The organism is Halorubrum xinjiangense, from assembly GCF_049604745.1.
GTDB classification, from domain to species: domain Archaea; phylum Halobacteriota; class Halobacteria; order Halobacteriales; family Haloferacaceae; genus Halorubrum; species Halorubrum xinjiangense_A.
The window spans coordinates 2,698,801-2,722,804 of record NZ_CP187140.1 but is presented as its reverse complement, the minus strand read 5'-3'; the positions used below and the strand labels follow the sequence as shown (position 1 = coordinate 2,722,804).

The 24,004-nt window shown below is 70.4% G+C and carries 23 protein-coding genes and 1 tRNA gene; 9 read left to right on the top strand and 15 right to left on the bottom strand.

The window, feature by feature from the left end:
* Positions 1-35: 35 nt before the first annotated feature.
* The 3 genes from ACOZ35_RS14830 to ACOZ35_RS14820 all read right to left on the bottom strand — a co-directional run bounded on the left by ACOZ35_RS14830 (position 36) and on the right by ACOZ35_RS14820 (position 1,775).
* Positions 36-668 carry a protein-L-isoaspartate(D-aspartate) O-methyltransferase gene (locus tag ACOZ35_RS14830; protein WP_424014281.1) on the bottom strand — a complete coding sequence of 211 codons (633 nt, stop codon included), beginning with the start codon at positions 666-668 and terminating at the stop codon, positions 36-38.
* A 55-nt stretch (positions 669-723) separates the two neighbouring features.
* Entirely contained in the window at positions 724-1,137 is a 414-nt protein-coding gene (gene hsp14 / locus ACOZ35_RS14825) for an archaeal heat shock protein Hsp14 (protein WP_424014280.1), read from the bottom strand.
* Positions 1,138-1,235: 98 nt separating this feature from the next.
* Complete coding sequence (locus tag ACOZ35_RS14820; protein WP_424014279.1) at positions 1,236-1,775, bottom strand: Hsp20/alpha crystallin family protein; 540 nt, start codon at positions 1,773-1,775, stop codon at positions 1,236-1,238.
* Positions 1,776-1,900: 125 nt separating this feature from the next.
* On the opposite strand from ACOZ35_RS14820, the gene ACOZ35_RS14815 reads away from it, so the two are divergent.
* The 3 genes from ACOZ35_RS14815 to cysS all read left to right on the top strand — a co-directional run bounded on the left by ACOZ35_RS14815 (position 1,901) and on the right by cysS (position 6,811).
* Entirely contained in the window at positions 1,901-3,286 is a 1,386-nt protein-coding gene (locus ACOZ35_RS14815; protein ID WP_424014278.1) for a cryptochrome/photolyase family protein, read from the top strand.
* Between the two features lie 84 nt (positions 3,287-3,370).
* Positions 3,371-4,645 carry a threonine ammonia-lyase gene (gene ilvA / locus ACOZ35_RS14810; protein ID WP_424014277.1) on the top strand — a complete coding sequence of 425 codons (1,275 nt, stop codon included), beginning with the start codon at positions 3,371-3,373 and terminating at the stop codon, positions 4,643-4,645.
* Positions 4,646-5,296: 651 nt separating this feature from the next.
* A complete protein-coding gene (gene cysS / locus ACOZ35_RS14805) occupies positions 5,297-6,811 on the top strand; it encodes a cysteine--tRNA ligase (protein ID WP_424014276.1) in 1,515 nt (504 codons plus the stop codon).
* Between the two features lie 371 nt (positions 6,812-7,182).
* On the opposite strand, the gene pheA is transcribed toward cysS, so the two are convergent.
* The 3 genes from pheA to ACOZ35_RS14790 form a co-directional block, all read right to left on the bottom strand.
* Positions 7,183-7,989: a prephenate dehydratase gene (gene pheA, locus ACOZ35_RS14800; protein WP_424014275.1), complete on the bottom strand. Its 807-nt coding sequence runs from the start codon at positions 7,987-7,989 to the stop codon at positions 7,183-7,185.
* A 99-nt stretch (positions 7,990-8,088) separates the two neighbouring features.
* The gene (locus ACOZ35_RS14795) at positions 8,089-9,285 is read right to left on the bottom strand and encodes a DR2241 family protein (RefSeq protein WP_424014274.1); all 1,197 of its coding nucleotides are present in this window, start codon (positions 9,283-9,285) and stop codon (positions 8,089-8,091) included.
* 2 nt (positions 9,286-9,287) lie between these two features.
* Positions 9,288-10,157: a CbiX/SirB N-terminal domain-containing protein gene (locus tag ACOZ35_RS14790; RefSeq protein WP_424014273.1), complete on the bottom strand. Its 870-nt coding sequence runs from the start codon at positions 10,155-10,157 to the stop codon at positions 9,288-9,290.
* A gap of 154 nt (positions 10,158-10,311) precedes the next feature.
* Here ACOZ35_RS14790 and ACOZ35_RS14785 point away from each other — a divergent pair, with 154 nt between their 5' ends.
* The 5 genes from ACOZ35_RS14785 to ACOZ35_RS14765 all read left to right on the top strand — a co-directional run bounded on the left by ACOZ35_RS14785 (position 10,312) and on the right by ACOZ35_RS14765 (position 14,234).
* Positions 10,312-10,848 carry a DUF7523 family protein gene (locus tag ACOZ35_RS14785; RefSeq protein ID WP_424014272.1) on the top strand — a complete coding sequence of 179 codons (537 nt, stop codon included), beginning with the start codon at positions 10,312-10,314 and terminating at the stop codon, positions 10,846-10,848.
* A gap of 81 nt (positions 10,849-10,929) precedes the next feature.
* On the top strand, positions 10,930-11,454 hold the full coding sequence (locus ACOZ35_RS14780) for a copper resistance protein CopD (protein ID WP_424014271.1): 525 nt from the start codon (positions 10,930-10,932) through the stop codon (positions 11,452-11,454).
* Between the two features lie 212 nt (positions 11,455-11,666).
* The gene (gene thsB, locus ACOZ35_RS14775) at positions 11,667-13,313 is read left to right on the top strand and encodes a thermosome subunit beta (protein ID WP_424016079.1); all 1,647 of its coding nucleotides are present in this window, start codon (positions 11,667-11,669) and stop codon (positions 13,311-13,313) included.
* 232 nt (positions 13,314-13,545) lie between these two features.
* Positions 13,546-13,800: a glutathione S-transferase N-terminal domain-containing protein gene (locus tag ACOZ35_RS14770; RefSeq protein WP_424014270.1), complete on the top strand. Its 255-nt coding sequence runs from the start codon at positions 13,546-13,548 to the stop codon at positions 13,798-13,800.
* A gap of 74 nt (positions 13,801-13,874) precedes the next feature.
* Positions 13,875-14,234 (top strand): DUF192 domain-containing protein, encoded by a 360-nt coding sequence (locus ACOZ35_RS14765; protein ID WP_424014269.1) that lies wholly within the window; start codon positions 13,875-13,877, stop codon positions 14,232-14,234.
* An 18-nt stretch (positions 14,235-14,252) separates the two neighbouring features.
* Here the strand turns inward: ACOZ35_RS14765 and ACOZ35_RS14760 are convergent, their stop codons facing one another.
* From ACOZ35_RS14760 to ACOZ35_RS14735, 6 genes are all read right to left on the bottom strand, one after another.
* The gene (locus tag ACOZ35_RS14760) at positions 14,253-15,791 is read right to left on the bottom strand and encodes an ATP-binding protein (protein WP_424014268.1); all 1,539 of its coding nucleotides are present in this window, start codon (positions 15,789-15,791) and stop codon (positions 14,253-14,255) included.
* Positions 15,792-15,878: 87 nt separating this feature from the next.
* Positions 15,879-18,515: a DNA topoisomerase gene (locus ACOZ35_RS14755; RefSeq protein ID WP_424014267.1), complete on the bottom strand. Its 2,637-nt coding sequence runs from the start codon at positions 18,513-18,515 to the stop codon at positions 15,879-15,881.
* Between the two features lie 102 nt (positions 18,516-18,617).
* Positions 18,618-18,785, bottom strand: a complete 168-nt coding sequence (locus ACOZ35_RS14750) for a hypothetical protein (RefSeq protein WP_007994803.1) — start codon at positions 18,783-18,785, stop codon at positions 18,618-18,620.
* Between the two features lie 754 nt (positions 18,786-19,539).
* A tRNA-Ser gene (locus ACOZ35_RS14745) sits at positions 19,540-19,621 on the bottom strand.
* A gap of 27 nt (positions 19,622-19,648) precedes the next feature.
* Positions 19,649-19,909 carry a hypothetical protein gene (locus ACOZ35_RS14740; protein WP_424014266.1) on the bottom strand — a complete coding sequence of 87 codons (261 nt, stop codon included), beginning with the start codon at positions 19,907-19,909 and terminating at the stop codon, positions 19,649-19,651.
* Positions 19,909-20,289, bottom strand: a complete 381-nt coding sequence (locus ACOZ35_RS14735; RefSeq protein WP_424014265.1) for a Rid family detoxifying hydrolase — start codon at positions 20,287-20,289, stop codon at positions 19,909-19,911. Before ACOZ35_RS14735 ends, ACOZ35_RS14740 begins: the two co-directional genes overlap by 1 nt.
* A gap of 180 nt (positions 20,290-20,469) precedes the next feature.
* Between ACOZ35_RS14735 and ACOZ35_RS14730 the strand changes: the two genes are divergently transcribed.
* Entirely contained in the window at positions 20,470-20,883 is a 414-nt protein-coding gene (locus ACOZ35_RS14730) for a DUF7577 domain-containing protein (protein ID WP_424014264.1), read from the top strand.
* Positions 20,884-20,919: 36 nt separating this feature from the next.
* Here ACOZ35_RS14730 and ubaA read toward each other — a convergent pair whose 3' ends face one another.
* The 3 genes from ubaA to ACOZ35_RS14715 all read right to left on the bottom strand — a co-directional run bounded on the left by ubaA (position 20,920) and on the right by ACOZ35_RS14715 (position 23,910).
* A complete protein-coding gene (ubaA, locus tag ACOZ35_RS14725) occupies positions 20,920-21,732 on the bottom strand; it encodes an SAMP-activating enzyme E1 (protein ID WP_424014263.1) in 813 nt (270 codons plus the stop codon).
* Between the two features lie 63 nt (positions 21,733-21,795).
* Positions 21,796-23,193 (bottom strand): hypothetical protein, encoded by a 1,398-nt coding sequence (locus ACOZ35_RS14720; RefSeq protein ID WP_424014262.1) that lies wholly within the window; start codon positions 23,191-23,193, stop codon positions 21,796-21,798.
* Between the two features lie 126 nt (positions 23,194-23,319).
* The gene (locus tag ACOZ35_RS14715; protein ID WP_004598111.1) at positions 23,320-23,910 is read right to left on the bottom strand and encodes a 50S ribosomal protein L15e; all 591 of its coding nucleotides are present in this window, start codon (positions 23,908-23,910) and stop codon (positions 23,320-23,322) included.
* Positions 23,911-24,004 lie beyond the last annotated feature (94 nt).

The following is a 24,004-nucleotide window of genomic DNA, read 5'->3' as shown; positions in this document are numbered from 1 at the left end:
CTCGGCCCTCTAAAACAGTGCGTTCGGTCGGCCGATTACCGCATCGGGACGAACCGCACGCCGCCGTGGTCCTCGCGGTCGATCCCGTCCTCGCGAACCGTGAGCCGGACGAGCCGCTGGCGGCCACCCTCGCGGACGGGGGCGACGACGCGGCCGCCCGTCCGGACGCGGTCGACGATCGCGTCAGGGACCGACTCGGGCGCCGCGCAGGTGAGGTAGGCGGCGTCGAACGGGGCCTCGTCGGCGAACGCCTCGCGGCCGTCGCCGGCCGCGACCGTCACCTCGTACCCGAGTCGATCGAGCCGCTCGCGGGCGGCGGCGGCCAGCTCCGGGACGCGCTCGGCCGAGAAGACGTTCCCCGGGCCGACGATCTCGGCGACAACCGCGGCGTGGTAGCCGCAGCCGGTCCCCACCTCGAAGACGCGGTCGCCGCGCTCGACGTCGAGCAGGTCGGTCATCATGGCGACCATGTGCGGCGCGCTGACCGTTTGATCGTGGCCGATCGGGAGTGGACGGTCAGCGTACGCCGACGCCCGCTGCGGCTCCGGGACGAACTCGTGGCGCGGGACGGCGCCGATCGCCGACAGCGTCCGCTCGCTCGCGTCGAGGCGGTCGCGGAGCGCGCGCACCAGCTCCTCCCTGGCGGCCGCGTGGTCGGCGTCGCTCATGCGGATAGTTAGCACGGGGAGCGTGGAGAAAGCATCGGCCGGAGAGAAAGGGCGATCAGTTCACGTCGATCCGGTGTCCATCGTCGGCGTCGACGGTGTCGAGGGGCACTGTCACGGTGAGCACGCCGTGTCGGTACGACGCGGTGGCGTCCTCATGGCGGGCGGTCCGCGGGAGGTCGACGGTCCGGGTGACGGACTCGTGGCGGCGCTCGCGGCGGAGGTACCGCCGGTCCGCGTCCTCGCGTTCCGTGTCGCGCTCGGCAGCGATGGTGAGCCGGTCGTCGCGGGCGCGAACGTCGATTTCCTCGCGGTCGAACCCCGGGAGGTCGGCCATCACGACGAACTCGTCGTCGTACTCGGCGACGTCGATGTCGGCGGTCCGGAGGTCGCGGCCCCAGGCTCGGTCGCCCGCGAAGGGCGTGCGGCCGAGGAACTGCTCGATCTCGTCGAAGGGATTCGTCGTGTTCATAGCAACAGGAAGGCGCCGTGAGATATTAAACAGCGAGTGACGCGTGCTATCTCGCGATCGCGGCGGAAAATGTCGATCTCGAACGACGCGTCCAAGGCTTAGCTGACGTCGATCGTGTGTCCGCGGTCGTCGTCGGGCGAGCGCTTGGGGAGCGTGACGGTGAGCACGCCGGCGTCGAACGACGCCGTCGCGGCGTCGGCCTCGACCGGTTCCGGGATCGGGATCCGGCGGGAGACGGATCGGAGGCGGCGTTCGCGCCGGTGGTAGCGGACCTCGTCGTCGTCCTCGTGTGCGCCGTCGGCCGCGTCGCCTGCGGCGTCCGCATCGGTTTTACCGGCCTCGTCAGCGTCGCCCGCGTCCGCGACGGCGAATTCGCTCGACTCCTCGCGGGATCCGGTGATTACGAGCGCGTCGTCGCGGAACTCGACGTCGACGTCGGCGGCGTCGAACCCGGGGAGGTCGGCGACGACGGTGACCGTCTCGTCGTCCTCGATCACGTCGACGTCGACGTCGCGGGCGCCGGGGAAGCGCGGGACGTCGGGGCCGGTCCCCTCCAGCGTGCCGCCGAGCTCCTCGAACTCGCGGCCCATTCGTTCGAGCAGGTCCTCGATTTCGTCGAAGGGATCGCGTCGTGTCATACAGGTCAGGATTTGTGACGGAGCGTCTTGAACGTACTGGCGGATCCGGGCGCGCGGGCACTCCGGGGGCGACGCTCGCGGGGGACGGCCGACAGACACTATCCGCTCGCGCCCCAGGCGATCGTATGCGCCTGTTCTGGCACCGAGGCGACGCGCGGACGCGGGACAACGCTGGCCTCGCCGCTGCGGCTCGGGAGGGGGAGGTCGTGCCGGCGTTCGTCTACGATTCCGACCTGCTCGCGACGGTCGGCGCGCGCCAGCGTGCCTTCTTCCTCCGACACGTGAAGCGGCTAGAGGCGCGGTACCGCGAACTCGGAAGCGACCTGATCGTCCGCGCGGGGGACCCAGAGGAGGTTCTCGTCGACCTCGCCGCGGAGTACGACGCGGACGCGGTGATGTACAACGACCACTACCGGCCGGCGCGCCGGAACCGACAGCGGGCGGTCGCGGACGCGCTCGCCGGCGCGGACATCGAGACGGAGTCGCGGACCGACCTCGTCATGGTCGATCCCGGGCGATTGGACGAGCGCTACCCGAACCACAGCCAGTTTCACGACGACTGGGAGGCCGTTCCGAAGCGCGGGCCGTACGCGGAGCCCGGTCGGGACGCACTGGCCGACGTGCGCGACGGGAAGACGGTCCCCGAGCCCGACGCCGACATCGACCTCCCGGACGCGGGGTACGAGGCCGCACGCGAGCGGTTCGACGGCTTCCTCGAAGGCGGGATCGCCTCGTACAACGACACCCGCGACGACCTCGCGCGGGCGGTGGAGGCGCCGACGCACGCGGTCTCGCGGATGTCCCCGTACCTCGCCACGGGAGCGATCGGGATCCGGGAGCTGTGGGCGGACGCGAGCGACGCGTACGACGCCGCGACCGGCTCCGAGCGCCGCAACGTCGACAAGTACCGCTACGAGCTGTCGTGGCGCGAGCAGATGTACCACCTGCTGTACTACACCCCCGACCTCGCCGTCTCGAACTACAAGTCGTTCCCGAACGAGATCGCGTGGCGCGACGACGACGCGTCGTTCGAGGCGTGGGCCCGCGGCGAGACCGGCTACCCGCTCGTCGACGCCGGGATACGGCAGCTGAACGCAGAGGGGTATATTCATAACCGCCCGCGGCAGGTCGTCGCGAGCTTCCTGACGAAACACCTCCTGATCGACTGGCGGCGCGGCGCGCGCCACTTCACCAAGCAGCTGATCGACCACGACTACGCCTCGAACCACGGCGCGTGGCAGTGGACCGCCTCGACCGGGACCGACTCCGTCGACGTGCGCATCTTCGACCCGGTGAGTCAGATGTCGAAGTACGACGCGGACGCGCGCTTCGTGAAAGAGTACGTCCCGGAGCTGTCGGACGTACCGGCCGGGAAGGTCGTCGACTGGCCCACCCTCTCGCGGGCGGAGCGCGAGGAGCTGGCGCCCGACTACCCGCACCCGATCGTCGACCGGAACGAGGGGTACGAGCGGGCGCAGCGCGTGTTTGAGGAAGCACTCGGCAAGCGGTGAGGCGAGGACGCAACGAAGTGCCAGCCGGACAGACACCGTTCCGAAACCGAGTTCTTTTGCGGGGACCCGGCGAACACCGCGCTCATGTCCTCCGTCACGATCGACGACGTCGAGACCGCCGCCGAGCGGCTCGCCGGCACCGACATCGTCCAGCGCACGCCCGTCGAGCGGAGCCGGTCGCTGAGCGAGCGGTGCGGCGCCGACGTGCGCCTGAAGATGGAACACCTCCAGCGCACCGGCTCGTTCAAGACGCGCGGCGCGTACAACGCGATCTCGCTGGCGATCGGCGAGTCCGGAGAGGGGTCCGGAGCGGGGAGCGACGAGCCCGCGATCGAGCGCGTCGTGGCCGCGAGCGCGGGCAACCACGCGCAGGGGGTGGCGCTGGCGGCGGCCGACGCCGGGATCGACGCGACGATCGTGATGCCGGAGTCGGCGCCGGCGGCGAAGATCGAGGCGACGCGCGCGTACGGCGCCGAGGTCGTCCTCCGTGGGAGCGCGTTCCCGGAGGCGATGGCGCACGCGCAGACGCTGACCGACGACCCCGGGACGCGGTTCGTCCACGCGTTCGACGACCCGAACGTGGTCGCCGGACAGGGGACGCTCGGCCTAGAGGTGTTCGACCAGGTGCCAGACGCCGACACCGTCCTCGTCCCCGTGGGCGGCGGGGGGCTCGCTGGCGGCGTCGCGACCGCCATAAAGTCGCGCTCGCCGGAGACGCGCGTGGTGGGCGTCCAGACCGAGGGCGCCTCCACGCTCTCGGAGAGCCTCGCGGCCGGCGAGCTCGTGACGCGCGACGAGCCGGACACCATCGCGGACGGGATCGCGACCGGCGGGCTGAGCGACCTCACCTTCGAGCTGCTGGACGAGCATCTCGACGAGGTGGTCGTCGTGAGCGACGACGACGTGGCGAGCGCGATCTTGCTCCTCCTCGAGCGCGCGAAGCAGATGGTGGAGGGCGCGGGCGCGACCGCCGCGGCCGCCCTCTTAAACGACGACGCCCTCGAGGAGCTCGGCCTCGGGGGCGAGACCGTCGTCCCGCTCCTCTGTGGCGGCAACATCGACGTGACGACGCTGAAGGAGGTGGTGACCCACGCCCTCGTGGAGCGCCATCAGCTGATCGAGCTCTCCGTCCGCATCGACGACACGCCCGGGACGATGGGCGAGATCGCGACCTTGATCGGCGGGGAGCGCGCGAACATCCGGACGGTGCGCCACGAGCGCAGTCGCCCGGACCTGCCGGTGGGCGATGCCGACCTCGTGTTCGAGGTGGAGACGAACGGCCCGGCCCACGTCGACCGCGTCCTGTCGGCGGTTCGCGAGGCGGGCTACGAGGTGGAGTGGACGACGCAGGAGGGGTGAAGAAGAGGGTCGTCGATTTATAAATAGAACTGCCGTGGCGCGTGCCTGCGAGGCCGCCTCGCGGCCGAGCAGCACGCGCGAGGTCGCCGGCGCGTAGCGCCGGCTGCCAGAGGGACCTTCGGTCCCTCGCTGGAGTCGGCCGACCGGAGCGAAGCGGAGGGAGGCCGACGAGGCTGGGGAGGCGTGAGGCTGCGGTCCCGCGAGCGACCGGAGGGAGCGAGCGGGAGTACGGAAGTCGCAGCGCCGAGCGAAGCGAGGCGACCGTCTTCCGGTGGTGCTGTGCGGTGCGGGGCGGGACTCAAAGGGGCAGCCGCGAGGCGGGCGCAGGCGTTCACGAGAGCGGAGCTCTCGTGAGCCAATCAGAACGCGAAGCGTTCTGATGACGACGTAAGCACCGCAGGGAGCGAACGGAGTGAGCGACCGAGGAGCGCAGCGAGCGTGCGTCCGCCTCGCGGCTGGGGCTTTGGAGGTGTTCGCCGCCGATCCGCTGTCAACAATTTATAAGCGAGCGGCTGGGGCTTTGGAGGCGTTTGCCGTCGATCCCCCGCCGACATCGACTACGTTCACCCGAGCAGACGAATCGGTAACAGACCCGTCCTCGTCTCGCTCGATCCGACGATTTAAAACGCTCACCTCGGCAACCACCTCGTAATGAGTCTCGTCGTTACCGACACCCTGGAAGACGAGCGCGTCGAGTTCACGGCCGACGGCGACGTCACGCTGTACGTCTGCGGCCTGACGGTGTCGGACGACCCCCACCTCGGGCACGCCCGCCTGTGGTTCCACGCCGACGTCCTCCACCGGTGGCTCGAACACGTCGGCTACGACGTGCGCCACGTCGAGAACGTCACCGACGTCAACGAGAAGATCACGGCCCGCGTCGGCGAGCGCGACGACTGGGCGGCCGAGCGCGACGTGGCCGAGACGTTCACGGCGAGCGTCTTCGACTCGATGCGCGGGCTGAACCTGAAGCGCGCCGAGGTGTACCCCCGCGTCACCGAACACGTCCCGGAGATCGTCGACCTCGTCGAGACCCTGGTCGAGCGCGGGTACGCCTACGAGTCGAACGGCTCGGTCTACTTCGACGTGACGCGGTTCGAGGAGTACGGGAAGCTCTCGAACCAAGACCTCGAGAATCTTGAGGCGCAGGGCGAGCCCGACGAGCGGTCGGAGAAGCGCAACCCCGCGGACTTCGCGCTGTGGAAGGCCGACGGCGTGAGCGAGACCGCCGCGCGCGAACATGCGAAACACGACCACGGCGCGGAGACGCCCGACGGCGAGACGTGGGAGTCGCCGTGGAGCGAGGGGCGCCCGGGGTGGCACGTCGAGTGCTCGGCGATGTCGACGACGCACCTCGGCGACACCCTGGACATCCACATGGGCGGGCGGGACCTCGTCTTCCCGCACCACGAAAACGAGATCGCGCAGTCGGAGGCCGCGACCGGCGAGGCGTTCGCGCGCCACTGGCTCCACGTCGGCCTGCTGGAGATGGACGGCGAGAAGATGTCCTCCTCGATCGGCAACTTCTGGACCGTGCCGGACGCCCTCGAAGAGCTCGGCGTCAACGTGATCCGCACCTTCTACGCCGGCGCCGCCTACCGCTCCGAGCAGGCGCTCACCGAGGAGACGATCGCCGAGGCCGAGGAGCGCTGGGAGCGCCTCTCACGCACCTACGACCGCGCCGTCGAGGCGCTCGACTCGACCGACGCCCGCGCGAAGGCCGCGGACGGCGACCTCCGCGACGCGGTCGAGGCCGCGCGCGACGACTTCGCGGCCGCGATGAACGACGACCTCAACCTCCGGGAGGCGACCGCGGCGCTGCTGGACCTGACCGACGCGGTGAATCGGCACGTGGACGCGGTCAACGCCGACGGCGCGAGCGACGGCGACGCCAACAGCGAGTCCGCCTACGACTACCGCGGACTCCGCGAGGCGGTCGAGGCGTTCGAGGCGCTCGGCGGCGACGTGCTCGGCCTCCAGTTCGAATCGCCGAGCGAGGGCGACGTGGACCTCGCCGGCGAGCTGGTCGAGCTGGTGCTGGACGTGCGCGAGGCCGAGCGCGAGGCCGGCAACTACGAGCGCGCCGACGAGCTCCGCGACGCGCTTCGTGACGTCGGCGTCGAGATTGAAGATGGCCCCGACGGCGCGACGTACCGATTCGAATAATACGGGAATTCGTGTTTCTCCGGTATGGGCGTCAGTGTGGTGACAGTAGCGGAAATCGCGGCCGCTCGCTTATAAATACCTGACAACGGATCCACTGCGAACACCTACAAAGCCCCAGCCGTGAGGCGGGCGCACGCTCGCTGCGGTCCTCGGTCGCTCGCGCTGCTCGCTCCCTGTGGTCCTTACATCGCCTGCGCCCGCCTCACGGCTGCCCCTTTGAGTCCCACCCCGCACAGCGCAGCCTCACGCCTCCCCAGCCTCGCCGCTCGCTCCCTACGGTCGCTCGCGGCGTCCCTCGCGCGTGTTCCTCGCGGCCGCCTTCGGCGGCCACTCGGAGGTACGCGCCACCGCACAGCACCGAAGTCAGACTCTCAGTCGAGCACGTGCTCGGTGTCGTACGAGCCGAGCACCTTGACCCACCCCTTGTCCGCGATGGCCTCGACGTCCTCGACCGCCTTCGCCATGTGGTCCTCGTAGAGGCCGGCGTCCACGTCGAAGTGGAACAGGTAGTCACCGAGGCGCTCGCCGCTCGGGCGCGACTCGATCCGCGAGAGGTTGAGGTTGCGGTCGGCGAACGCCTCCAAGAGTTCGAGGAGGAGTCCGGGGTAGTTCGCGTTCGGGTAGACGATGAGGGTCGTCTTCCCACCGGCGTCGGTGCGCGCGGACTCGGGCGCGACGACGAGGAACCGGGTCGCGTTCGAGGTGCGGTCCTGGATGTCCGCGGCGAGGATGGAGAGGTCGTCGCCAGCGTTGTCCGGGTGGCCGATCCCGGCGACGCGGGCGTCCTCGCGGGCGCGCTCGACCCCGCGGGCCGTGGAGGCGACCGCTTCGAGGCCGGCGTCCGGATAGTTCGCCTCCAGCCAGTTGCGGCACTGCGCGAGCGCCTGCGAGTGGCTCGCGACGACGTCGAACTCGTCGTCCTGCGCGAGGAGGGCGTGGCGGATGGGCGTGACGACCTCGCGGGTGACGGCGACGTCGTAGTCGGCGAGGGCGTCGAGGCTCTCCGTGACGGAGCCCTCGATGCTGTTCTCGATGGGGACGACCCCGCGCTCGAACTCGCCGGCCGCAACGGCGTCGACGATGGCGGTGACCGACTCCCGGAACGACACCTCGGCGGCGACGGAGCGAGCGGCGCGGTGCGAGTACGTGCCGGCGGGGCCCAGCGTGACGGCGTTCATCACCCCATCGTTCCGGGGGCGGTGAGAAAAGCCTGCGGGGCGCGGCGATGTTTCCGGGGCGCGCAGACCGGCGCGGTTCGTCGCGGTCCCGCCAGAGCGTCACTCCTCGTCCGAATCGGTCGGCACGCCGCCGAGGTTCCCCTCGTCGTCGAACAGCTTCGCCCGGAGGAATCGCGCGCGGTAGCGGTTCGCCCCCTCTTTCGTGTCCGCCTCGCGGATCTCGTCGATCCGGCCGTCCGCGACCGCGTCGATGATATCCTCCACCTGCTCCTTCTCGCTCGGGGTCAGCTCGAACTCGTACGTCTGCGGCTGCTCGCTCTCCAGCCGCGTCCACTTCCGCGCGGCCGACACCACGACGGAGCAGGGCTCGCGACAGGGGAAGACGCCGTCGCCGCCGTCGACGTCGAGGTCGGTGTCCTCGTCGTACTGCCACTCCCGGCGCTTGAGACACTGTGAGTCGTCACAGCACGCCTCCGCGACCCAGTTGACGTGTTCGTGGCCCTCGCCGCGGTCCCACGTCTTCACGACGCCGTAGATGCCCGACTGACGCTCCATCGTCTCGCGCCAGTGGGTCACGTCGAGTTCGCCCTCGCGCTCGCGGTGCCAGTTGGCGACCGTCGCGGGGTAGATCGTCTCCACCGTCTCGTAGAGGTCACGCGGTCCGAGGTCCGGGAAGACCCAGCCGCCCGCGAGCGACGGCGCCGTCTTGAGGGGGCGGTACCGCCCCTTCTCGTCGAAGGTGACCAGATCGCGCGCGTCGAGCGGGTCCTCGTGCGCCTCCAAGTCGTCGACCGGGACGCCGGCGTCGTCGGCGTGGCGCACGTCGTAGCGGCGCTCCCCGCGATCGGTGATCGTCGCCGTAATCTTCAGTTCGCCCCAGGCGCGCTCGATCCCCTCAGCGAGCGCCGCGTACCGGGTCGCGACGGTCTCGCCGTCGGCGTCCTCGATCCAGCGGATGAAGGCGCGCCGCGGGCCGAACTCGCCGACGACGCGCTCGAAGACGTACCAGTCCGTCACCGCCGGCGCGCGCTCGGACAGCGCCTCGTGGAGCTCGCGCTCGTCGAGCGGGACCGGGGCGCTCCCGTCGGCGAGGACGTATCCCTCCTCCTCGTCGCGCGCGACGCTGAACCCCTCGAACCGAAGGGGGTCGCCCGGCTCGCGGTCGTCGAGCGCGTCGAGGACGGCGTCGAAGGCGTCGCTCGGGAGGTCGATATCGGGGATTTCGGGCGTGTCGTCGCCCGCCTCATTACCGTCGCCCGCCTCGTCATCGTCGGTCGCGGAGGTGGAGTCGGTCACGGTCAGTCCCCCGTGGCGACGCGGGTCGTCTCGCGCACGTCGTCGAGCGCGGTCCCGAGGTCGGCGCCGGCGTCGGCCGCGCGCTCCAAGACCACGTCGGCCATGAGCGGCTCCGTCCCCACCGCGCCCGCGTACCAGATCCGGGTGCTGTCGACCGTCTCGGGCACGTCGTACCCCTCGGTGTGGTCCTCGCAGAGCCCGACGTCCTCCGGGATGTCCTCCTGGGTGTGGTAGCCGTCGGCGATGAAGAGGGGGACCAAGACGACGTCGTCGCTCTCGAAGTGCTCCGGGAGGTCGTCGACCTCGGGCTCCTCGTCCATGTACAGCGCCTTCACCTCGTCGAAGCGGTCGCGCTCGGCGATCCGGTCGGCGTGGTACTCGATCGCCTTCGCCGAGTTCTCGTTGCGCTCGGTGCCGTGGCCGACGACCGCGAGCCCGAACCCCTCGCCCACGTCGGCGTCATTCGTGACCGACTCCGCCCGGCGGACGATCACGTCGGTCATCGCGCGGTGGGTCCCGACCGGGCCGCAGTAGTGGACCTCGCGGTCAATGTCCTCGGCGACGAGGGTGGCCTGGTCGGCGGAGAGGCCGTCGGAGCCCCACTCGGAGACGTCCCAGCCGGCGAGCCGGAGCTCCCGGGGGATCACCTGCTCGGTGAAGTACCCCTCCGAGATGAACAGCGGGACGACGTAGATCTCGTCCCCCTCGACGGTGCGGAGCACCTCTCGGAAGTGCGGTTCCTCCTTCCAGAACCCGGTGCGGACCTCGTCGAAGGCACCGGTGGCGCGGATCGTGTCGGCGTGGTCGTATGTCGGCGCGCTCGACTCGGGATTGAGGTGGGAGCCGTGCGCGACGATGACGAGCGACTGCATACCCGTGCTGGGGCCGCGCCGCTCTTAGGGACTTCGGAGGCTGCGAGGCGCCGAGAACGCCGCGCCGTCCACGCGTCGATGCGAGCGGTCCGCGCGCCCGGCGACCGGCCCCCGGACCGAAACGATCATGCCCGCCCGACGCGCAGCCCCGCGCATGTCGCTGGCAGCCGAGACGCGCGAGGCGGTCAGAGCGCACCCGTTCGTCCGCGACGCGCTCCGGGCCGGACTGGTGAACCACAGCGCCGCCGCGGCCTGGCTCGCCGAGCGGGCCGACCTCGACGGCGACCCCGACGCGATCGCGGCCGCGCTCCGCCGGTTCCGAGAGGACCTCCCGGCGTACAAGACCGAGTCACGGACCGCGAGCGTCACCATGCGGAGCGGGGTGGGCGTGGTCGACGACGCGGGCGACGGCGACGCCGGCCCGATCGACGGCGACTCCGACGCCCTCCTCCGCGTCCGCGACGCGGCGGTCGTCGACGGCGGCGACCGCACGGCGATCCTCGCGACCGGCGACGTCGACACCGCGGCGCTGGCGAGCGCGCTCGGCAGACTCGCCGCCGCGGACGTCGGCGTCGAGGCCGCGGGGGTGACGGGCGACGCGCTCGTCTGCGTCGTCTCCCGGCGCGACGGCGCGAGCGCGGTGCGGGTCGTCGAGGCGGCGCTCGACGCGGTGCCGGTCGCGGAGAGCTAACGGGCCGACTGGAGAGGGACCCCGGTCGAACCGATCCTGTCCGGGACGGTCTTTTTCCCGCACTCGCCCCCACCCGATCCCGTGTTGCTCACGACCGCCTTCGTTCTCCACGTGCTCTCCGGCGCGCTGTGGACCGGCGCGACCCTGTACGTCGTGTACGCGACCCTGCCGCGGGCGACCGACGGGACGCTCGGCCGCGCCGCGTTCGTCGACGCCGCGCACCGACTGCTCCAGATTACGCGCTGGACCGGCGTGGTCCTCCCGGTCACCGGCGCGTACATGATCTGGCGGCTGTACACGCCGGTGGAGACCCTCGCGACGACCGGCCGAGGATGGGCCGTCCTCGCGATGCTGTCGCTGTGGGGCGCGATGAACGGGCTCGTCGAACTGGGCATCCTTCGGATGCGCCGCGAGGTCGACCCCGACCTCGGGTGGGGCCGGTACATGGCCGAGGGGTTCCCGGTCGACGCGCTCGCCGGCGTCGGGGGCGTCCCCGGGTCCGCCCGGTTGGCGTCGGTCGCGCGCCCCTACCTGCTGGCGAGCGCCGGCCTCGCCGTCCTGCTGCTCGTCGACGCCGCGCTCCTCGCCGGCGGGATACCGGGGTGACGGGAGCCAAACGTAGTATATAAACGGCGTCGAATTGCCTATCTCGTGGCGACAGAGATCAATGCTAACTCCCCGCATGAATGGGAGACGAACACCGCCGAGTCGTGTGGTTTTGTGTAAACAGCACCGCCGCCGGCGGTCTGCGCGTGACGGCCCCTCACCGAGAGATTTATATAGAATCACAATCAATCAAACGCTGTATGAGTCAGCGAATGCAGCAGGGCCAGCCGATGATCATTATGGGCGAGGACGCCCAGCGCGTCCAGGACAAGGACGCACAGGAGTACAACATCTCCGCGGCGCGCGGCGTCGCCGAGTCCGTCCGCTCGACACTCGGACCGAAAGGGATGGACAAGATGCTCGTCAACTCGATGGGCGACGTCACCATCACCAACGACGGCGTCACCATCCTCCAGGAGATGGACATCGACAACCCGACCGCCGAGATGGTCGTCGAGGTCGCCGAGACCCAAGAAGACGAGGCCGGCGACGGCACGACCAGCGCGGTCGCCATCGCGGGCGAGCTGCTGAAGAACGCGCAGGACCTCCTCGAACAGGACATCCACCCGACAGCGGTGATCAAGGGATTCAACCTCGCGAGCGAGTACGCCCGCGAGCAGGTCGACGAGGTCGCGACGGCCGTCGACCCCGACGACACGGAGACGCTGCGTAACGTCGCCGAGACGTCGATGACCGGCAAGGGCGCCGAGCTCGACAAGGAGACGCTCGCCGACCTCGTCGTCCGCGCGGTACAGGGCGTCACCGTCGAGGCCGACGACGGCTCCCACGTGGTCGATCTGGCGAACCTCAACATCGAGACGCGCACCGGCCGCGCGGCGGGCGAGTCCCGCCTGCTCACCGGCGCCGCGATCGACAAGGACCCGGTCCACGAGGACATGCCGACGGACTTCGAGTCCGCGAACGTCCTCCTCCTCAACGACCCGATCGAGGTCGAGGAGGCGGACGTCGACACCTCCGTCAACGTCGACTCCCCGGACCAGCTCCAGAAGTTCCTCGACCAGGAGGAAGAGCAGCTCCGCGAGAAGGTCGATCAGATCGTCGAGTCCGGCGCGGACGTCGTCTTCTGTCAGAAGGGCATCGACGACCTCGCGCAGCATTACCTCGCGAAGGAGGGCATCCTGGCGGTCCGCCGCACGAAGAAGTCCGACCTGACGTTCCTGAAGAACGTCCTCGGCGCGCCGATCGTCACCGACCTCGACTCCCTCACCGCCGACGACCTCGCGGTCGGCTCGGTCACCCGTGACGACGACGAGGAGCTGTTCTACGTCGAGGGCGAGGACGCCCACGGCGTCACGCTCCTCCTGTACGGCACCACCGACCACGTGGTCGACGAGCTCGAACGCGGCATTCAGGACGCGCTCGACGTGGTCTCGACGACCGTCTCCGACGGCCGGACCCTGCCCGGCGGCGGCGCGGTCGAGGTCGAGATCGCGCGTCGCCTGCGCGACTACGCCGACTCCGTCGAGGGACGCGAGCAGCTCGCGGTCGAGGCGTTCGCTGACTCCCTCGAACTGATCCCGCGCGTGCTCGCCGAGAACGCGGGCCTCGACGCGATCGACCTGCTGGTCGACCTGCGCGCGGCCCACGAGGCCGGCGACCAGAACGCCGGGCTCGACGTGTTCGCCGGCGAGGTCGTCAACACGGCCGACGCGGGCGTCGTCGAGACGGCCCACGCGAAGGAGCAGGCGATCGCTTCCGCGGCCGAGGCGGCGAACCTGGTCCTGAAAATCGACGACATCATTTCGGCGGGCGACCTCTCGACGTCGGGCGGCGACGACGAGGGCGGCGCCCCCGGCGGCGGCATGGGCGGCATGGGTGGCATGGGCGGCGCGATGTGAAGTCGGGAACGCACCCCTGACACCCCCCGATTCGACCGCGATCGCCCCGACGACTTCCCCCGTTCGAACGCTCCGATTTTTCCCCGTTTTCGCGCACCGCCCGATAGCGTCCCTCAGATCCCTGTCCGCGACCGAGACGGTCGATCGTCGACGCGACCGCCCCGACCGCCCGTGCGCGGCGGACGCATCCGCGGCCGCACCTCTTTACGGATCCAAGCCGTATGTGGCGGTGATGGCGAACCTAACGCTCTACGAGCTCGAGGGCTGTCCGTACTGCGCGAAGGTCAAGACGAAGCTGGCGGACCTCGACTTGGAGTACGAGTCGGTGATGGTGCCGCGCTCGCACGGCGAGCGCACCGAGGTCGAGGAGGTCTCCGGGCAGACCGGCGTCCCCGTCCTCGTCGACGAGGAGCACGGGGTCGAGGGGATGCCCGAGAGCGACGACATTGTCGAGTACCTCGAGGAGACGTACGGGAGCGCGAGCTAAGCGCCGACGTGATCGGCGGCGCGCCGGGCGACGACGCCGACCGAACGAGAGGCTATTTATCCGCCCGCGGCGAGGTGGCGGGCGTGCGACTCGTTCACCGTCCCGCCTCTGGGTCCGAGACTGTCCTCGCGAGCGACGTCGACGTCGCGCGCTCGACGCTCGAACAGGCCCGCGGGCTGATGTTCCGGCGATCGATCCCGGACGACTACGCGCTGGTCTTCCCGTTCGACGAGCCCGACACGCAGTGGCTCCACATGCTGTTCGTGCCGTTCGCGATCGACGCGGCCTGGCTCGTCGACGGTAAGGTGACGGCGAAAAAGCGGCTCGCGCCGTTCGTCGGGCTGGGTCGCGGCCGCGCCGACACCGTCGTCGAACTCCCGGCGGGCGCGGCGGAGTCGGTGGCAGTCGGCGACGAACTGCGGCTCGACGAGTAAAGCGGAATCCCCCGAGACCTACGCTCCGTCCTCGAACTCCCCTGGACCGAACAGCTCCGCGTCGTCGATCGGTTCCCCCTCCGCGGCGCGCAGCGACAGCTCGATCCGGCTGCCGCCGGCCTTACTCTCGGCGATGTCGAGGCTCCCGCCGCCCGCGGTGACGATCCAGTTCACGTACCAGAGGCCGAGCCCGCTCGCGTGTTCGAGCGGCGTCTCCTCGCCGGTGAGGACGGCCCGCTCGGCCGGCGGGATCCCCGGCCCGTCGTCGGCGACGACGAGCGAGACCCACGACTCGCTGGGTAGCTCCGCGGCCGAAATCCTGACTCGGGGGTCGTCCGCGTCGTTGTGCCGGACCGCGTTGTCGACGAGCTCGGTGATCGCCTCGGGGAGGAACGCGACCGCGGAGACCGCGAGGTCTTCGGGAACGTCGACGTCGACGGCGGCGCGCTCGCGGATCTCCGGCGAGAGCGATTCGAGCGCCGCGTCGACCGCGGGCGCGAGCGCGACCGGCCGCGGCGAGGGGCGCTCGGAGAGCAGTCGCTCCACCTTTCGCGAGGTCTCGCCGAGGCGAAGCAGCCGCTCGGCGGTGTCGACGACCCGCTCGAGTTCGGTGACGAGGTCGGGGTCGTCGACCGCCTCGATTGCCCGTCCGGTGAACCCCGTGACCACGTTGAGGTCGTTCCGGAAGTTGTGCCGCAGCACGCGCGTCAACACCGCGAGCCGCTCCTCCCTGAGCGACGCCTCAGTGAGGTCCTCGCCGACGCCGACCGCCCCGACGACCCGGTCGCCGTCGGTGACGGGTCCGAGCGAGAGCCGGTACGGGACACGCTCGCCGGAGCGGGTGAGCAGCCGCGCCTCGCAGGAGGCCGGCTCGCCCTCGCGGTACACCCGGGAGAGGGAGTCGCTCACGAGGCCGCTCGTCTCGTCGTCGAACAGCGAGGTGAGCGCCGTCCCGGACAGCGACGCCGGCTCGTAGCCGGAGTCCGCTTTCAGCCGGTCGTTCCACCGCGAGAGCGTCCCCTCCTCGGTACAGCGGAACAGCGCGAGCGGCACCGCGGCGGCGAGGGCGTCGACGAGCCGGCGTTCGGCGTCGCGCTCGGTCTCGGCGGCGACGCGGGCGGTGGCGTCGGAGAGGCCGACGACGAGCCACTCGCCGCCGGCGATCGTCGCCGCGTGGAGCGCGCCGTCGACCCGCAGTCCCGGATTCCCGACCCGGAGGTCCCACTCGAACCGCTCGACTGCGGCGTCGGACCCGTCGGAAGCGGGAGACGCGGCGGGCGACGCGGCGGCGGCGACGTCGGCGATCGACTCTCCGGAAACGGTGACGTCGTTCTGACCGAGGTCGGGAAGGCCCATCAGCGTCAGCGTGCCGCGGTCGTGTCCGAGGAGGTCGGACGCGGGCGCGTTCGCGGCCCGGATCGTCAGCGTCTCCGGATCGCAGACGAGCGTCGGGGTCGGAACCGCCTCGACGAACGCTCGGAGGATCCCGGTCGGAGCGGCGTCGCCGCTCGGCGACGGTCGGTCGTCGGCCGACGGATCCCCCTTGCGGTCCCCCATCTGTCGGTAATCGAGACACTCCGTCTATATGTGTTTATGGATTTATGAGTCCTGTCGGTCCGGAAACAGCTGTCGGCCCGAAACCGGTCAGTCCGCCTTGGCCTGCCAGTCGCGGACGGTGTCCGCTCCAACGCCGTCGACGTCGCTCGCGAGGTCGTCCGGGTCGGCGGACTTGAGCTCGTCGACGCCGTCCACGCCGGCGTCTTTCAGCTTCGCGGCGGTCTTCTCGCCGATCCCCTCGACCGCCTGGAGCTCCGACCCCTCCTGGCGGGCCGTGAACTCGCGGTAGTTACAGATCGGACAGCCGAGCTCCCACGGCTCGTCGCCGGAGTGGACGCGGAGGTGCGGGAGGTCGTGCTCCTCGCAGGTCTCGTCGGTGATCTCGATCTCGCCGCGTCTGGGGAGCGGCAGCGAGTAGTCGCAGTCGGGGTAGCGCGTACAGCCGACGAGCCGGGAGCCGGAGCGGAGGCGCTTGATCGCGAGTTCGCCGCCGGCGTCGGCGGTTTCACCGCCTCCGTCGCGCGGCGAAGCCGCGCCCTCCCCGCACTCCGGACAGACCCCGATCACCTCGTCCTCCTGCTCGTCGGCCTCGTCCGCCTTACACTGCGGGCAGCCGTGGACGAACGTCTTCCGGCCGGCGAGCATCTTCACGTGGCGGAGCTCGTGGTCCTCACAGGTCTCGTCCAGGATGAGCGGCTTCCCGGTCGATGGGAGCGGCAGGGTGTACTCGCAGTCGGGGTAGCCGTCGCAGCCGACGAAGTACGACCCCTGTCGCGACTTCCGGACGAGGAGGTCCGCGCCGCACTCGGGACACGGACCGAGCGTCTTGTCCGCCTTCAGCGAGTTCTGGAGGTGGTCGCCGACCGCCTCGCGCGACTCCGTGAGGTCGTCGAACACGCGCGAGAGCAGCTCGCGGGAGGCCTCGGTCACCTCGTCGTACTCCTTCTCTCCGGCCGCGATGGCCGCCATGTCCTGTTCGAGCTGGGCGGTCATCTCCTCGCTCACGATCCGGTCGGCGAACTCCTCGGCGGCCTCCACGACCGCCTCGGCGAGCCGCGTCGGCCGGGGCGGGTCGCTCTCGACGTAGTTGCGGTCGTACAGCTTCTCGATGGTCCGGTGGCGGGTCGCCTTCGTACCCAGCTGCCGCTTCTCCATCTCCTCGATGAGCCGCGACTGGCCGTAGCGGCGCGGCGGCTGCGTTTCTTTCCCCTCGGTGGCGCGGTCCGACAGCGACAGCGTCTCGCCGACCTCGACGTCCGGGACGATCCGCTCGTCGCTGGAGCGGTACGGGTAGACGTCGTGGTAGCCGGCCTCCAGCAGCCGCTTCCCGTTGGCCTTCAGCCGCAGGCCGCCATCCGCGACGAGGTCGGCGGGCCTCGCCGCCTCGTCCGGATCGCGGAGCGCGGCGAGCCCGTCGGCGCCCTCGGCGATGGGCGTCGCCTCGCCGTTCGCGAGCGCGACGACGCGCAGGCGCTCCCACGTCGCGGGGTCGGCGCAGGTCGCGAGGAACCGGCGGACGATCAGCTCGTACACCTCCCACTCGTCGTCGGAGAGGTCGGAGGCCGAGGGGAGCTCGCCGGTCGGGTGGATCGGCGGGTGGTCCGTCGTCTCCTCGTCGCCCTCGGTCGGCTCGATGTCTCGGTCCTCGTCGAGCAGGCTCGTGGCGTCCTTCCCGAACGTCGAGGCCGCCGAGAGCTCCTCGATCAGCTCTTCGGGCTCCAAGTCCTCGGGATACACCGTGTTGTCGGTCCGCGGGTAGGTGACGTAGCCGGCGGTGTAGAGGTCCTCGGCGAGCGACATGGCGCGCTGCGCGGAGTAGCCGAGCGACCCCGCCGCGCGGATGAACGCGGTGGTGTTGAACGGCGTCGGCGGGTCGTCGGTCTGGGTCCGTCTGTCGACGTCGTCGACGGTCACCTCGGCGGCGGCGGCGAGCGCCTCGGTGAGCGTCTCCGCGACGGTCTCATCCCAGACGCGCTCGCGCTCGTTGCCCTCGTCGTTGAGGTAGAAGTAGCGCGCCTCGAACGGGTCGCCGCCCGACTTCGCCAGCTCGCCCGTCAGCTCCCAGTAGGACTCGGGGTCGAACGCCTGGATCTCGCGCTCGCGGTCGACGATGAGCTTGAGCGTCGGGCCCTGGACCCGGCCGACGGAGATGAAGTCGTCCCCCATCTGTCGGGCCGAGAGAGAGAGAAACCGGGTGAGCGCCGCGCCCCACGTGAGGTCGATCGTCTGGCGGGCCTCGCCGGCGGCCGCCAGCTCGAAGTCGAGGTCGTCGGGGTTCGCGAACGCCTCCTGTACCTCGTTTTCGGTGATCGAGGAGAAGCGCACGCGGTCGACGGGGACGTCCTCGTTCACTTCGCGGACCAGCTCGTACGCCTCCTTGCCGATCAGCTCGCCCTCGCGGTCGTAGTCGGTCGCGATGACGACGCGGGAGGCGTTGCGCGCGAGCCGGCGGAGCGCGGCGACGATCCCCTCCTGCGTCGGCGTCTTGGTGACGGGCGCGTCGATGAGCTCGACCGGCTCGACGTCGCGCCAGTCGTTGTACTCGGCGGGGAAGTCGACGCCGACGACGTGACCGGAGAGCCCGATGCACCGCTTGCCGCCCCACTCGTAGACGTTGACGTCGTTCATCCGCTCCGCGGTCGCGGACTCGCCGCTCAGGATGTCGGCGATGCGCCGCGCAGCGTTGTCCTTCTCCGTGATTATCAGCTCGGGGCCGCGACTCATTGCGCCGAGATACGCCGCTCCCGGGTCTAAAGCTTTCGCGACGCGAGATTACGGGCAGGCTCGGGGACGGACGGCTTCAAAAAACGAGTCGGCGCGCGACCGTCACCGGGCCGCGTCGTCGGATTCGGCGAGGAACTCCGCGTCGGTGGCCTCGGCATACGGCTCCGGCGGTTCGTCGTCCGCGTCGAGTTCGCGCCGTGCGAGGTGGTTCTCGAGTTGGCGGCGCTTGTTCCTCCCTTTCCGCTCGCGGCCCGATTTCGTGTCTGGCATCGTCATCCGTGTCAACACTTCCCACACATATGAATCTTGTGTCGGTGTGTGGACGCATCCGCGAGCGGCGGCAGCAGCTGCCCTCGAAATAGCGCAGCCTGACGACAGCGGTTGAGTATTTAAATATCGACGGGCGACAGCGACAACCACTTATAAATAAACGATGCGGTGGCGCGTGCCGGTGAGCGCCGCACCGCGGCGCGAACCGCACGCGCGAGGTCGCCGGCGCGTAGCGCCGGCTGCCAGAGGGACCTTCGGTCCCTCGCTGGAGTCGGCCGACCGGAGGGAGGCCGACGAGGCTGGGGAGGCGTGAGGTGCGGTTGCGGTGCGGGGCGGGACTCAAAGGGGCAGCCGAGAGGCGGGCGCAGGCGACGCAAGCACCGCAGGGAGCGAACGAAGTGAGCGACCGCGGAGCGCAGCGAGCGTGCGCCCGCCTCCCGGCTGGGGCTTTGGCGATGCTCGCCACCGATCCGCAGTGAAACGTTTATAAATAACTAACACCGTCGCCACTCGGTTGGTTATAAATGGGCAATTGAACAGGATCGTCGACGCCGGACTCGCTCGTCACTGTCGCTCCTCATTTGCCGTGTTGTTCGTCGAAAACGCCAGGAGAGGGATTTGAACCGAAATCAGACGTGCTCGTTCGCTTCGCTCACTGCGCGCGACTGATATGGTTCAAATCCCTCCGCAGGGTTCGTCGACGCCGGACTCGCTCATCGCTAGCGCTCTTCGCTCGTAGTCGGCGTCGACAGAACGCCAGGAGAGGGATTTGAACCCCCGATCCCGGATGGGAACACGCTTTCCAGGCGTGCGCCTTACCACTCGGCCATCCTGGCTCACGCGGAGATAATCCGGTGCGACTGTTAAGTCCTTCTTTTCGCCCGGAGGCGTGCCTCGGCGAGGTAGGAGAGACCGCCCGAGGCGACGCCGACCGCGAGCGCGACGAGCACCAGTCCCCAGAGGCCGACCGGCAGCGATCCGGGACCGAGGAGACGGTACCCCTGCGCGAGCACGAGGAAGGCGAACCCGCCGACGATGCCCCACAGCGCCGCGGACCGCGCTCTGGCGCGCGGGGTGGCCGGGGCGCCGCGCGCCCTCGCCGATTCGCCGCCGCCGTCCGCCATCACTCGACGACGGCGACCGCCTCGATCTCGACGCCGGCACCTTTCGGGAGCGCGCCCGCCTCGACCGCGGAGCGGGCCGGCGGCGACTCGTCGAAGTAGTCGGCGTACGTCTCGTTCATCTCGTCGAAGTCGTCCATGTCGTCGAGGAACACTGTCGTCTTGAGCACGTCCTCAGGGGCCGCGCCCGCCTCCTCCAGCACCGCGAGGAGGTTGTCGAGCGCCTGCTCCGTCTGGACCGCGATCGGCGCGTCGTCGAGGAGGTCGCCCTCGGGCGTCAGCGGGATCTGCCCCGCTGTGAACACGAGGTCGCCGTCGGTCGTCGCCTGACTGTACGCGCCCACCGCCGCCGGAGCGTCGTCCGTGTGGATGGTCTCCTTCATGCGAGTGCGCCTTCGACCGGCGGCCTCAAGAGTACTCTGGAGCGGCACGCCCGACCCAGACCGAACCGATCCACCGGCCCCGACCGAACGGAGCCGCCGAACCAGACCGAACCGGCCCGCCGAATCCGCCGGCCTGACCCACCGTCAGACACAAAACGCTGGGATGGTAACATTACGCACATGACGGGTGATCAACTCCTCCCGCTCGCCGCGATCTTCGTCGGCGTGGCCGCGCTCAACCTCGCGGTAACGTGGCTCCTCGTCCGGCGGAACCGCGACCCTGCGGAGCTGTTCGGCTCGTTCGCGGCTCGGTCGTCGGGCGGTGACGCCGAGGGCGCCGATGTCGGGCCGACGCTCGCGCTCGACCGCGACCCGGACGCCGATCCGGCGGACGGGACGGGCGAGACGAGCGACGGCGGCGGTGGAGACGATCCCCCGCCGCTCGACGCCGACGGGGAGACGGTCGTCTGCCGGCACTGCGGCGCCGAGAACCGCGCCGGCTACCGGTACTGCCGATGGTGCGTCCAGTCGGGATTCGTCGACGAGGACGCCGGCGTCACCGCGGGGACCGCGATGGCCGACCGGTCGCTGTGAGCGTTCGAGAAGGGTGACGAGGGTCCCGCGGCCGAATCAGGCCGCGTCGATCTGACAGCCGGCCGCGTAATCGATCCCGTCGATGGTGTCGATGCCGTCGTCGCCGCACACCGGACAGTCGGGGTTACGCGCGTACGGCACCGTCTCGAACGAGAGGTCCATCGCGTCGTAAAACAGCATGCGACCGACGAGCGGGTCGCCCACGTCCATGATCAGCTTCACGGCCTCCGTCGCCTGAAGGCAGCCGACCGTCCCGGGGAGGACACCGAGGACGCCCGTGCTGGCGCAGTCCGGCACCGTCCCCGGCTCCGGCGGCTCCGGGAACAGACAGCGGTAGCAGGGCCCGTCGGGCGAGAGCGTCGTCACCTGCCCCTCGAACTTGTAGATGGCGCCGTGCGAGACCGGCACCCCCTCGATCCGGGCGGCGTCGTTCACCACGTAGCGGGTGGCGAAGTTGTCTGAGCAGTCGACGACGACGTCGTAGTCCGCGATCAGCTCGCGGGCGTTGCCAGCGTCGAGGCGCAGCTCGTGGCGCTCGACGTCGACGTCGGGGTTGAGGTCGGCGACGAAGTCGGCCGCCGAGTCGACCTTCTTGCGCCCCACGTCGCTGTCGCCGTGAATCACCTGCCGCTGGAGGTTCGAGCGCTCGACGACGTCGTCGTCGACGACGCCGATCGTCCCGACGCCCGCGGCCGCGAGGTACTGGATCGCCGGCGCGCCGAGCCCGCCCGCGCCGACGACGAGGACGCGAGCGTCGAGCAGCCGCTTTTGCCCCTCCGGGCCGACGTCGTCGAGGATGACGTGCCGGGAGTAGCGGTCGAGTTGGGTCGCGTCGAGCGAGAGACTCATGTCCGCACCCAGTGCCGGCGCGGATATAATCGTGTTCCCGGAGCAGCGCCGCGCGTCGTGCGGTCACTCCGTCGACGCCGCCACGGCGTCGGTCATCCAGCAGTCGTCCACGTCGCCGAGGGAGCTGTCCGTGTCCCCGCTTCCGCCGCCGACGCGGACGAGTCGGAACTCGTAGCGGCCGGTGACGCTGCCGTTCTCCCGGGTGACGACCTCGACTTCGGCGCCGTCATCGGCTATCTCCGGCACCGAGTACTCGGCGGTGTCGTACGTGAGCATCGGCGCGTACCGCGCCGTCTCGAACAGCTCGACGTACTCGCCGATCGAGCCGACGATCTCCTTGTTCTCCGGCGATGCGAATGCCCGCAGAGTCCGGATGCCGTCGTTCGTCGCGTTGTCGTTGTAGCGGAGCGCGTTCATCTGGATCTGGACGACCTGAATCGCGGACCGCTCGCAGGTGGGAGACAGCGCCGTGTTCCGTTCGGCCTCGCCGGTCGGGTCGCCGTCCGTGACCGCGACGGTGTCCCCGGTGTCGTCGTCCCCGGATCCCTCGCTCCCGTCGTCGCTGCCGTTCGTCGACCCGGCCGCGTCCGAGTCCGTCGCCGACGGGTCGGTCGTTCCGTCGCCCCCGACCCCGGCGACGCCGTCGAGTCCGCCGACTCCGGCGGTGCCGGCGGCGAATCCGGCCCCCGCCGCCGCGACGAGGAGCGCGGCGACGGCGACCGCCGCGAGGACGGTCCGCGGAGAGCGACGATCGCTCGGCGCGTCGCTGGTGGCGGACTCGGTCGGTGTCGCCTCGCCGCTCAGAGCGGACGCGGCGGCGGCGTCGCTCGCTCGGTCGCGAGTCCGCGAATCGTCGGCCGAGTCGCCCGCGGCCCGGTCGGTGGGCGAGAGAGCGGTATCGCCGCCCGTCACGCCCGACGCGACGGCGCCCACCGCTGCGCCGTCATCGGCCGCCGTTCCGTCGCCGGACGACTCGTCGCCGTCAACATCGGTCTCACCGTCGCCTTCGTCGTCCGCCGCGTCGGTGTCGGAAGCGGCCGAACCGTCGTACGCTTCGGACCGAACCGAGACGCCGAGGAGTCGGTCGGCGATGGCGTTCGCCTCCGCCGGCGGCACGGCGTAGAGGAGGCGCTCTCGGAGGTCCGCCGGCGTCACCACGTCGGCGTCGAGTTCGGAGCCGAGGTCGGCGAGTGAGTCGCTCGCGACGACAACGGCGTCAACTGCGTCGTCGGGGGCGGCAGGACCGCCCGAGGCGACGGGGGCGTCTCGGTCCGCGGCCGCGACGGCGAGCAGTTCGGTTCTGCGGACCCCCTCCGTCACCGTGACGCGCGGCGGGTCGACCTCGACGCCGTCGGCGGTGGCCGCGTACGCCTCGCCGACGAGCGCCGCGAAGGCGTCGCTGTCGAGCGACTGGAGTTCGGTCGCGAACGCGTCGAGGGGGATGGGGCTGCTCGCGGTCACTTGGCGATCGCCACGTACTATTGGTAGTATGTGACGCGGTCTCTTTGCTCTTGCGTCGAGGCCGCACAGTGCCGCGGCTAGCCGGAAAAGCGGACCGGGAGTAAAACGTCGGAGCGGTCGAGGGCGCTACTTGCCCTGCCGGTCGTTCGAGGTGACGCTCGGGCGCGTCTTCTCGGTGCCCTTGCCGCGCTTGCGCTGGCCGCGGCCCTTGGTGCCGGCGGAGGTGAGCCCGCGGTACGCGCGGCCCTTGTGGTCGTCCGAGCAGATCCAGTTCAGCTGGTCGTCGTTCTCGATCGCGGGGTGGGCGGGGTCCACGAGGATGACCTCGTGCCACTTCTGGGAGCCGTCCTCACCGACCCAGTAGGAGTTGAGCACGCGGAGGTTGCGGTACTTCCGCGAGGCGCGCTCCTCGGCGATGCGCTGGATCGACTTGCGGCGCGAGACGCGGTTGACGCCCTGACGCTTCGAGCGGCGGCCCGCCTTGAAGCGCTGCTTGCGCGAGCCGCCCTTCCGGACGCTCACGCGGGCGACGATGACGCCCTGCTTGGCCTTGTAGCCCAGTTCGCGGGCCTTGTCCAGCCGAGTGGGGCGCTCGATGCGCTCGATGGCGCCCTGGTCGCGCCACTCCTGTTTGCGCTGCCACTGCAGCTCCGCTAGTTTCCCCTCCTTGGGGGACCGCCACGCCTCCTTGATGTGCGAGTAGAAGCTTCGTGCCATTGTGTGTCCGCGGACGGTTGCGATTCAGCCGCGAGGGGCCACATGTCGTCTCGTCCCGGGGCGCGCAGCGGTCGGTCCGACCGCGCCCCCGGCG

Excerpts from the sequence above, each read along its gene's own strand:
- pheA (WP_424014275.1), bottom strand. The coding sequence starts at position 7,989 with ATGAACGCCGTCACGCTGGGCCCCGCCGGCACGTACTCGCACCGCGCC.
- ACOZ35_RS14770 (WP_424014270.1), top strand. The coding sequence starts at position 13,546 with ATGGCGAACCTAACGCTCTACGAGCTCGAGGGCTGTCCGTACTGCGCG.
- ACOZ35_RS14750 (WP_007994803.1), bottom strand. The coding sequence starts at position 18,785 with ATGCCAGACACGAAATCGGGCCGCGAGCGGAAAGGGAGGAACAAGCGC.
- ACOZ35_RS14715 (WP_004598111.1), bottom strand. The coding sequence starts at position 23,910 with ATGGCACGAAGCTTCTACTCGCACATCAAGGAGGCGTGGCGGTCCCCC.
- ACOZ35_RS14755 (WP_424014267.1), bottom strand. The coding sequence starts at position 18,515 with ATGAGTCGCGGCCCCGAGCTGATAATCACGGAGAAGGACAACGCTGCG.
- ACOZ35_RS14785 (WP_424014272.1), top strand. The coding sequence starts at position 10,312 with ATGTCGCTGGCAGCCGAGACGCGCGAGGCGGTCAGAGCGCACCCGTTC.
- ACOZ35_RS14730 (WP_424014264.1), top strand. The coding sequence starts at position 20,470 with ATGACGGGTGATCAACTCCTCCCGCTCGCCGCGATCTTCGTCGGCGTG.
- ACOZ35_RS14740 (WP_424014266.1), bottom strand. The coding sequence starts at position 19,909 with ATGGCGGACGGCGGCGGCGAATCGGCGAGGGCGCGCGGCGCCCCGGCC.
- ubaA (WP_424014263.1), bottom strand. The coding sequence starts at position 21,732 with ATGAGTCTCTCGCTCGACGCGACCCAACTCGACCGCTACTCCCGGCAC.
- ACOZ35_RS14820 (WP_424014279.1), bottom strand. The coding sequence starts at position 1,775 with ATGACACGACGCGATCCCTTCGACGAAATCGAGGACCTGCTCGAACGA.
- ACOZ35_RS14815 (WP_424014278.1), top strand. The coding sequence starts at position 1,901 with ATGCGCCTGTTCTGGCACCGAGGCGACGCGCGGACGCGGGACAACGCT.
- ACOZ35_RS14830 (WP_424014281.1), bottom strand. The coding sequence starts at position 668 with ATGAGCGACGCCGACCACGCGGCCGCCAGGGAGGAGCTGGTGCGCGCG.
- ilvA (WP_424014277.1), top strand. The coding sequence starts at position 3,371 with ATGTCCTCCGTCACGATCGACGACGTCGAGACCGCCGCCGAGCGGCTC.
- hsp14 (WP_424014280.1), bottom strand. The coding sequence starts at position 1,137 with ATGAACACGACGAATCCCTTCGACGAGATCGAGCAGTTCCTCGGCCGC.
- cysS (WP_424014276.1), top strand. The coding sequence starts at position 5,297 with ATGAGTCTCGTCGTTACCGACACCCTGGAAGACGAGCGCGTCGAGTTC.
- ACOZ35_RS14760 (WP_424014268.1), bottom strand. The coding sequence starts at position 15,791 with ATGGGGGACCGCAAGGGGGATCCGTCGGCCGACGACCGACCGTCGCCG.
- ACOZ35_RS14790 (WP_424014273.1), bottom strand. The coding sequence starts at position 10,157 with ATGCAGTCGCTCGTCATCGTCGCGCACGGCTCCCACCTCAATCCCGAG.
- thsB (WP_424016079.1), top strand. The coding sequence starts at position 11,667 with ATGCAGCAGGGCCAGCCGATGATCATTATGGGCGAGGACGCCCAGCGC.
- ACOZ35_RS14735 (WP_424014265.1), bottom strand. The coding sequence starts at position 20,289 with ATGAAGGAGACCATCCACACGGACGACGCTCCGGCGGCGGTGGGCGCG.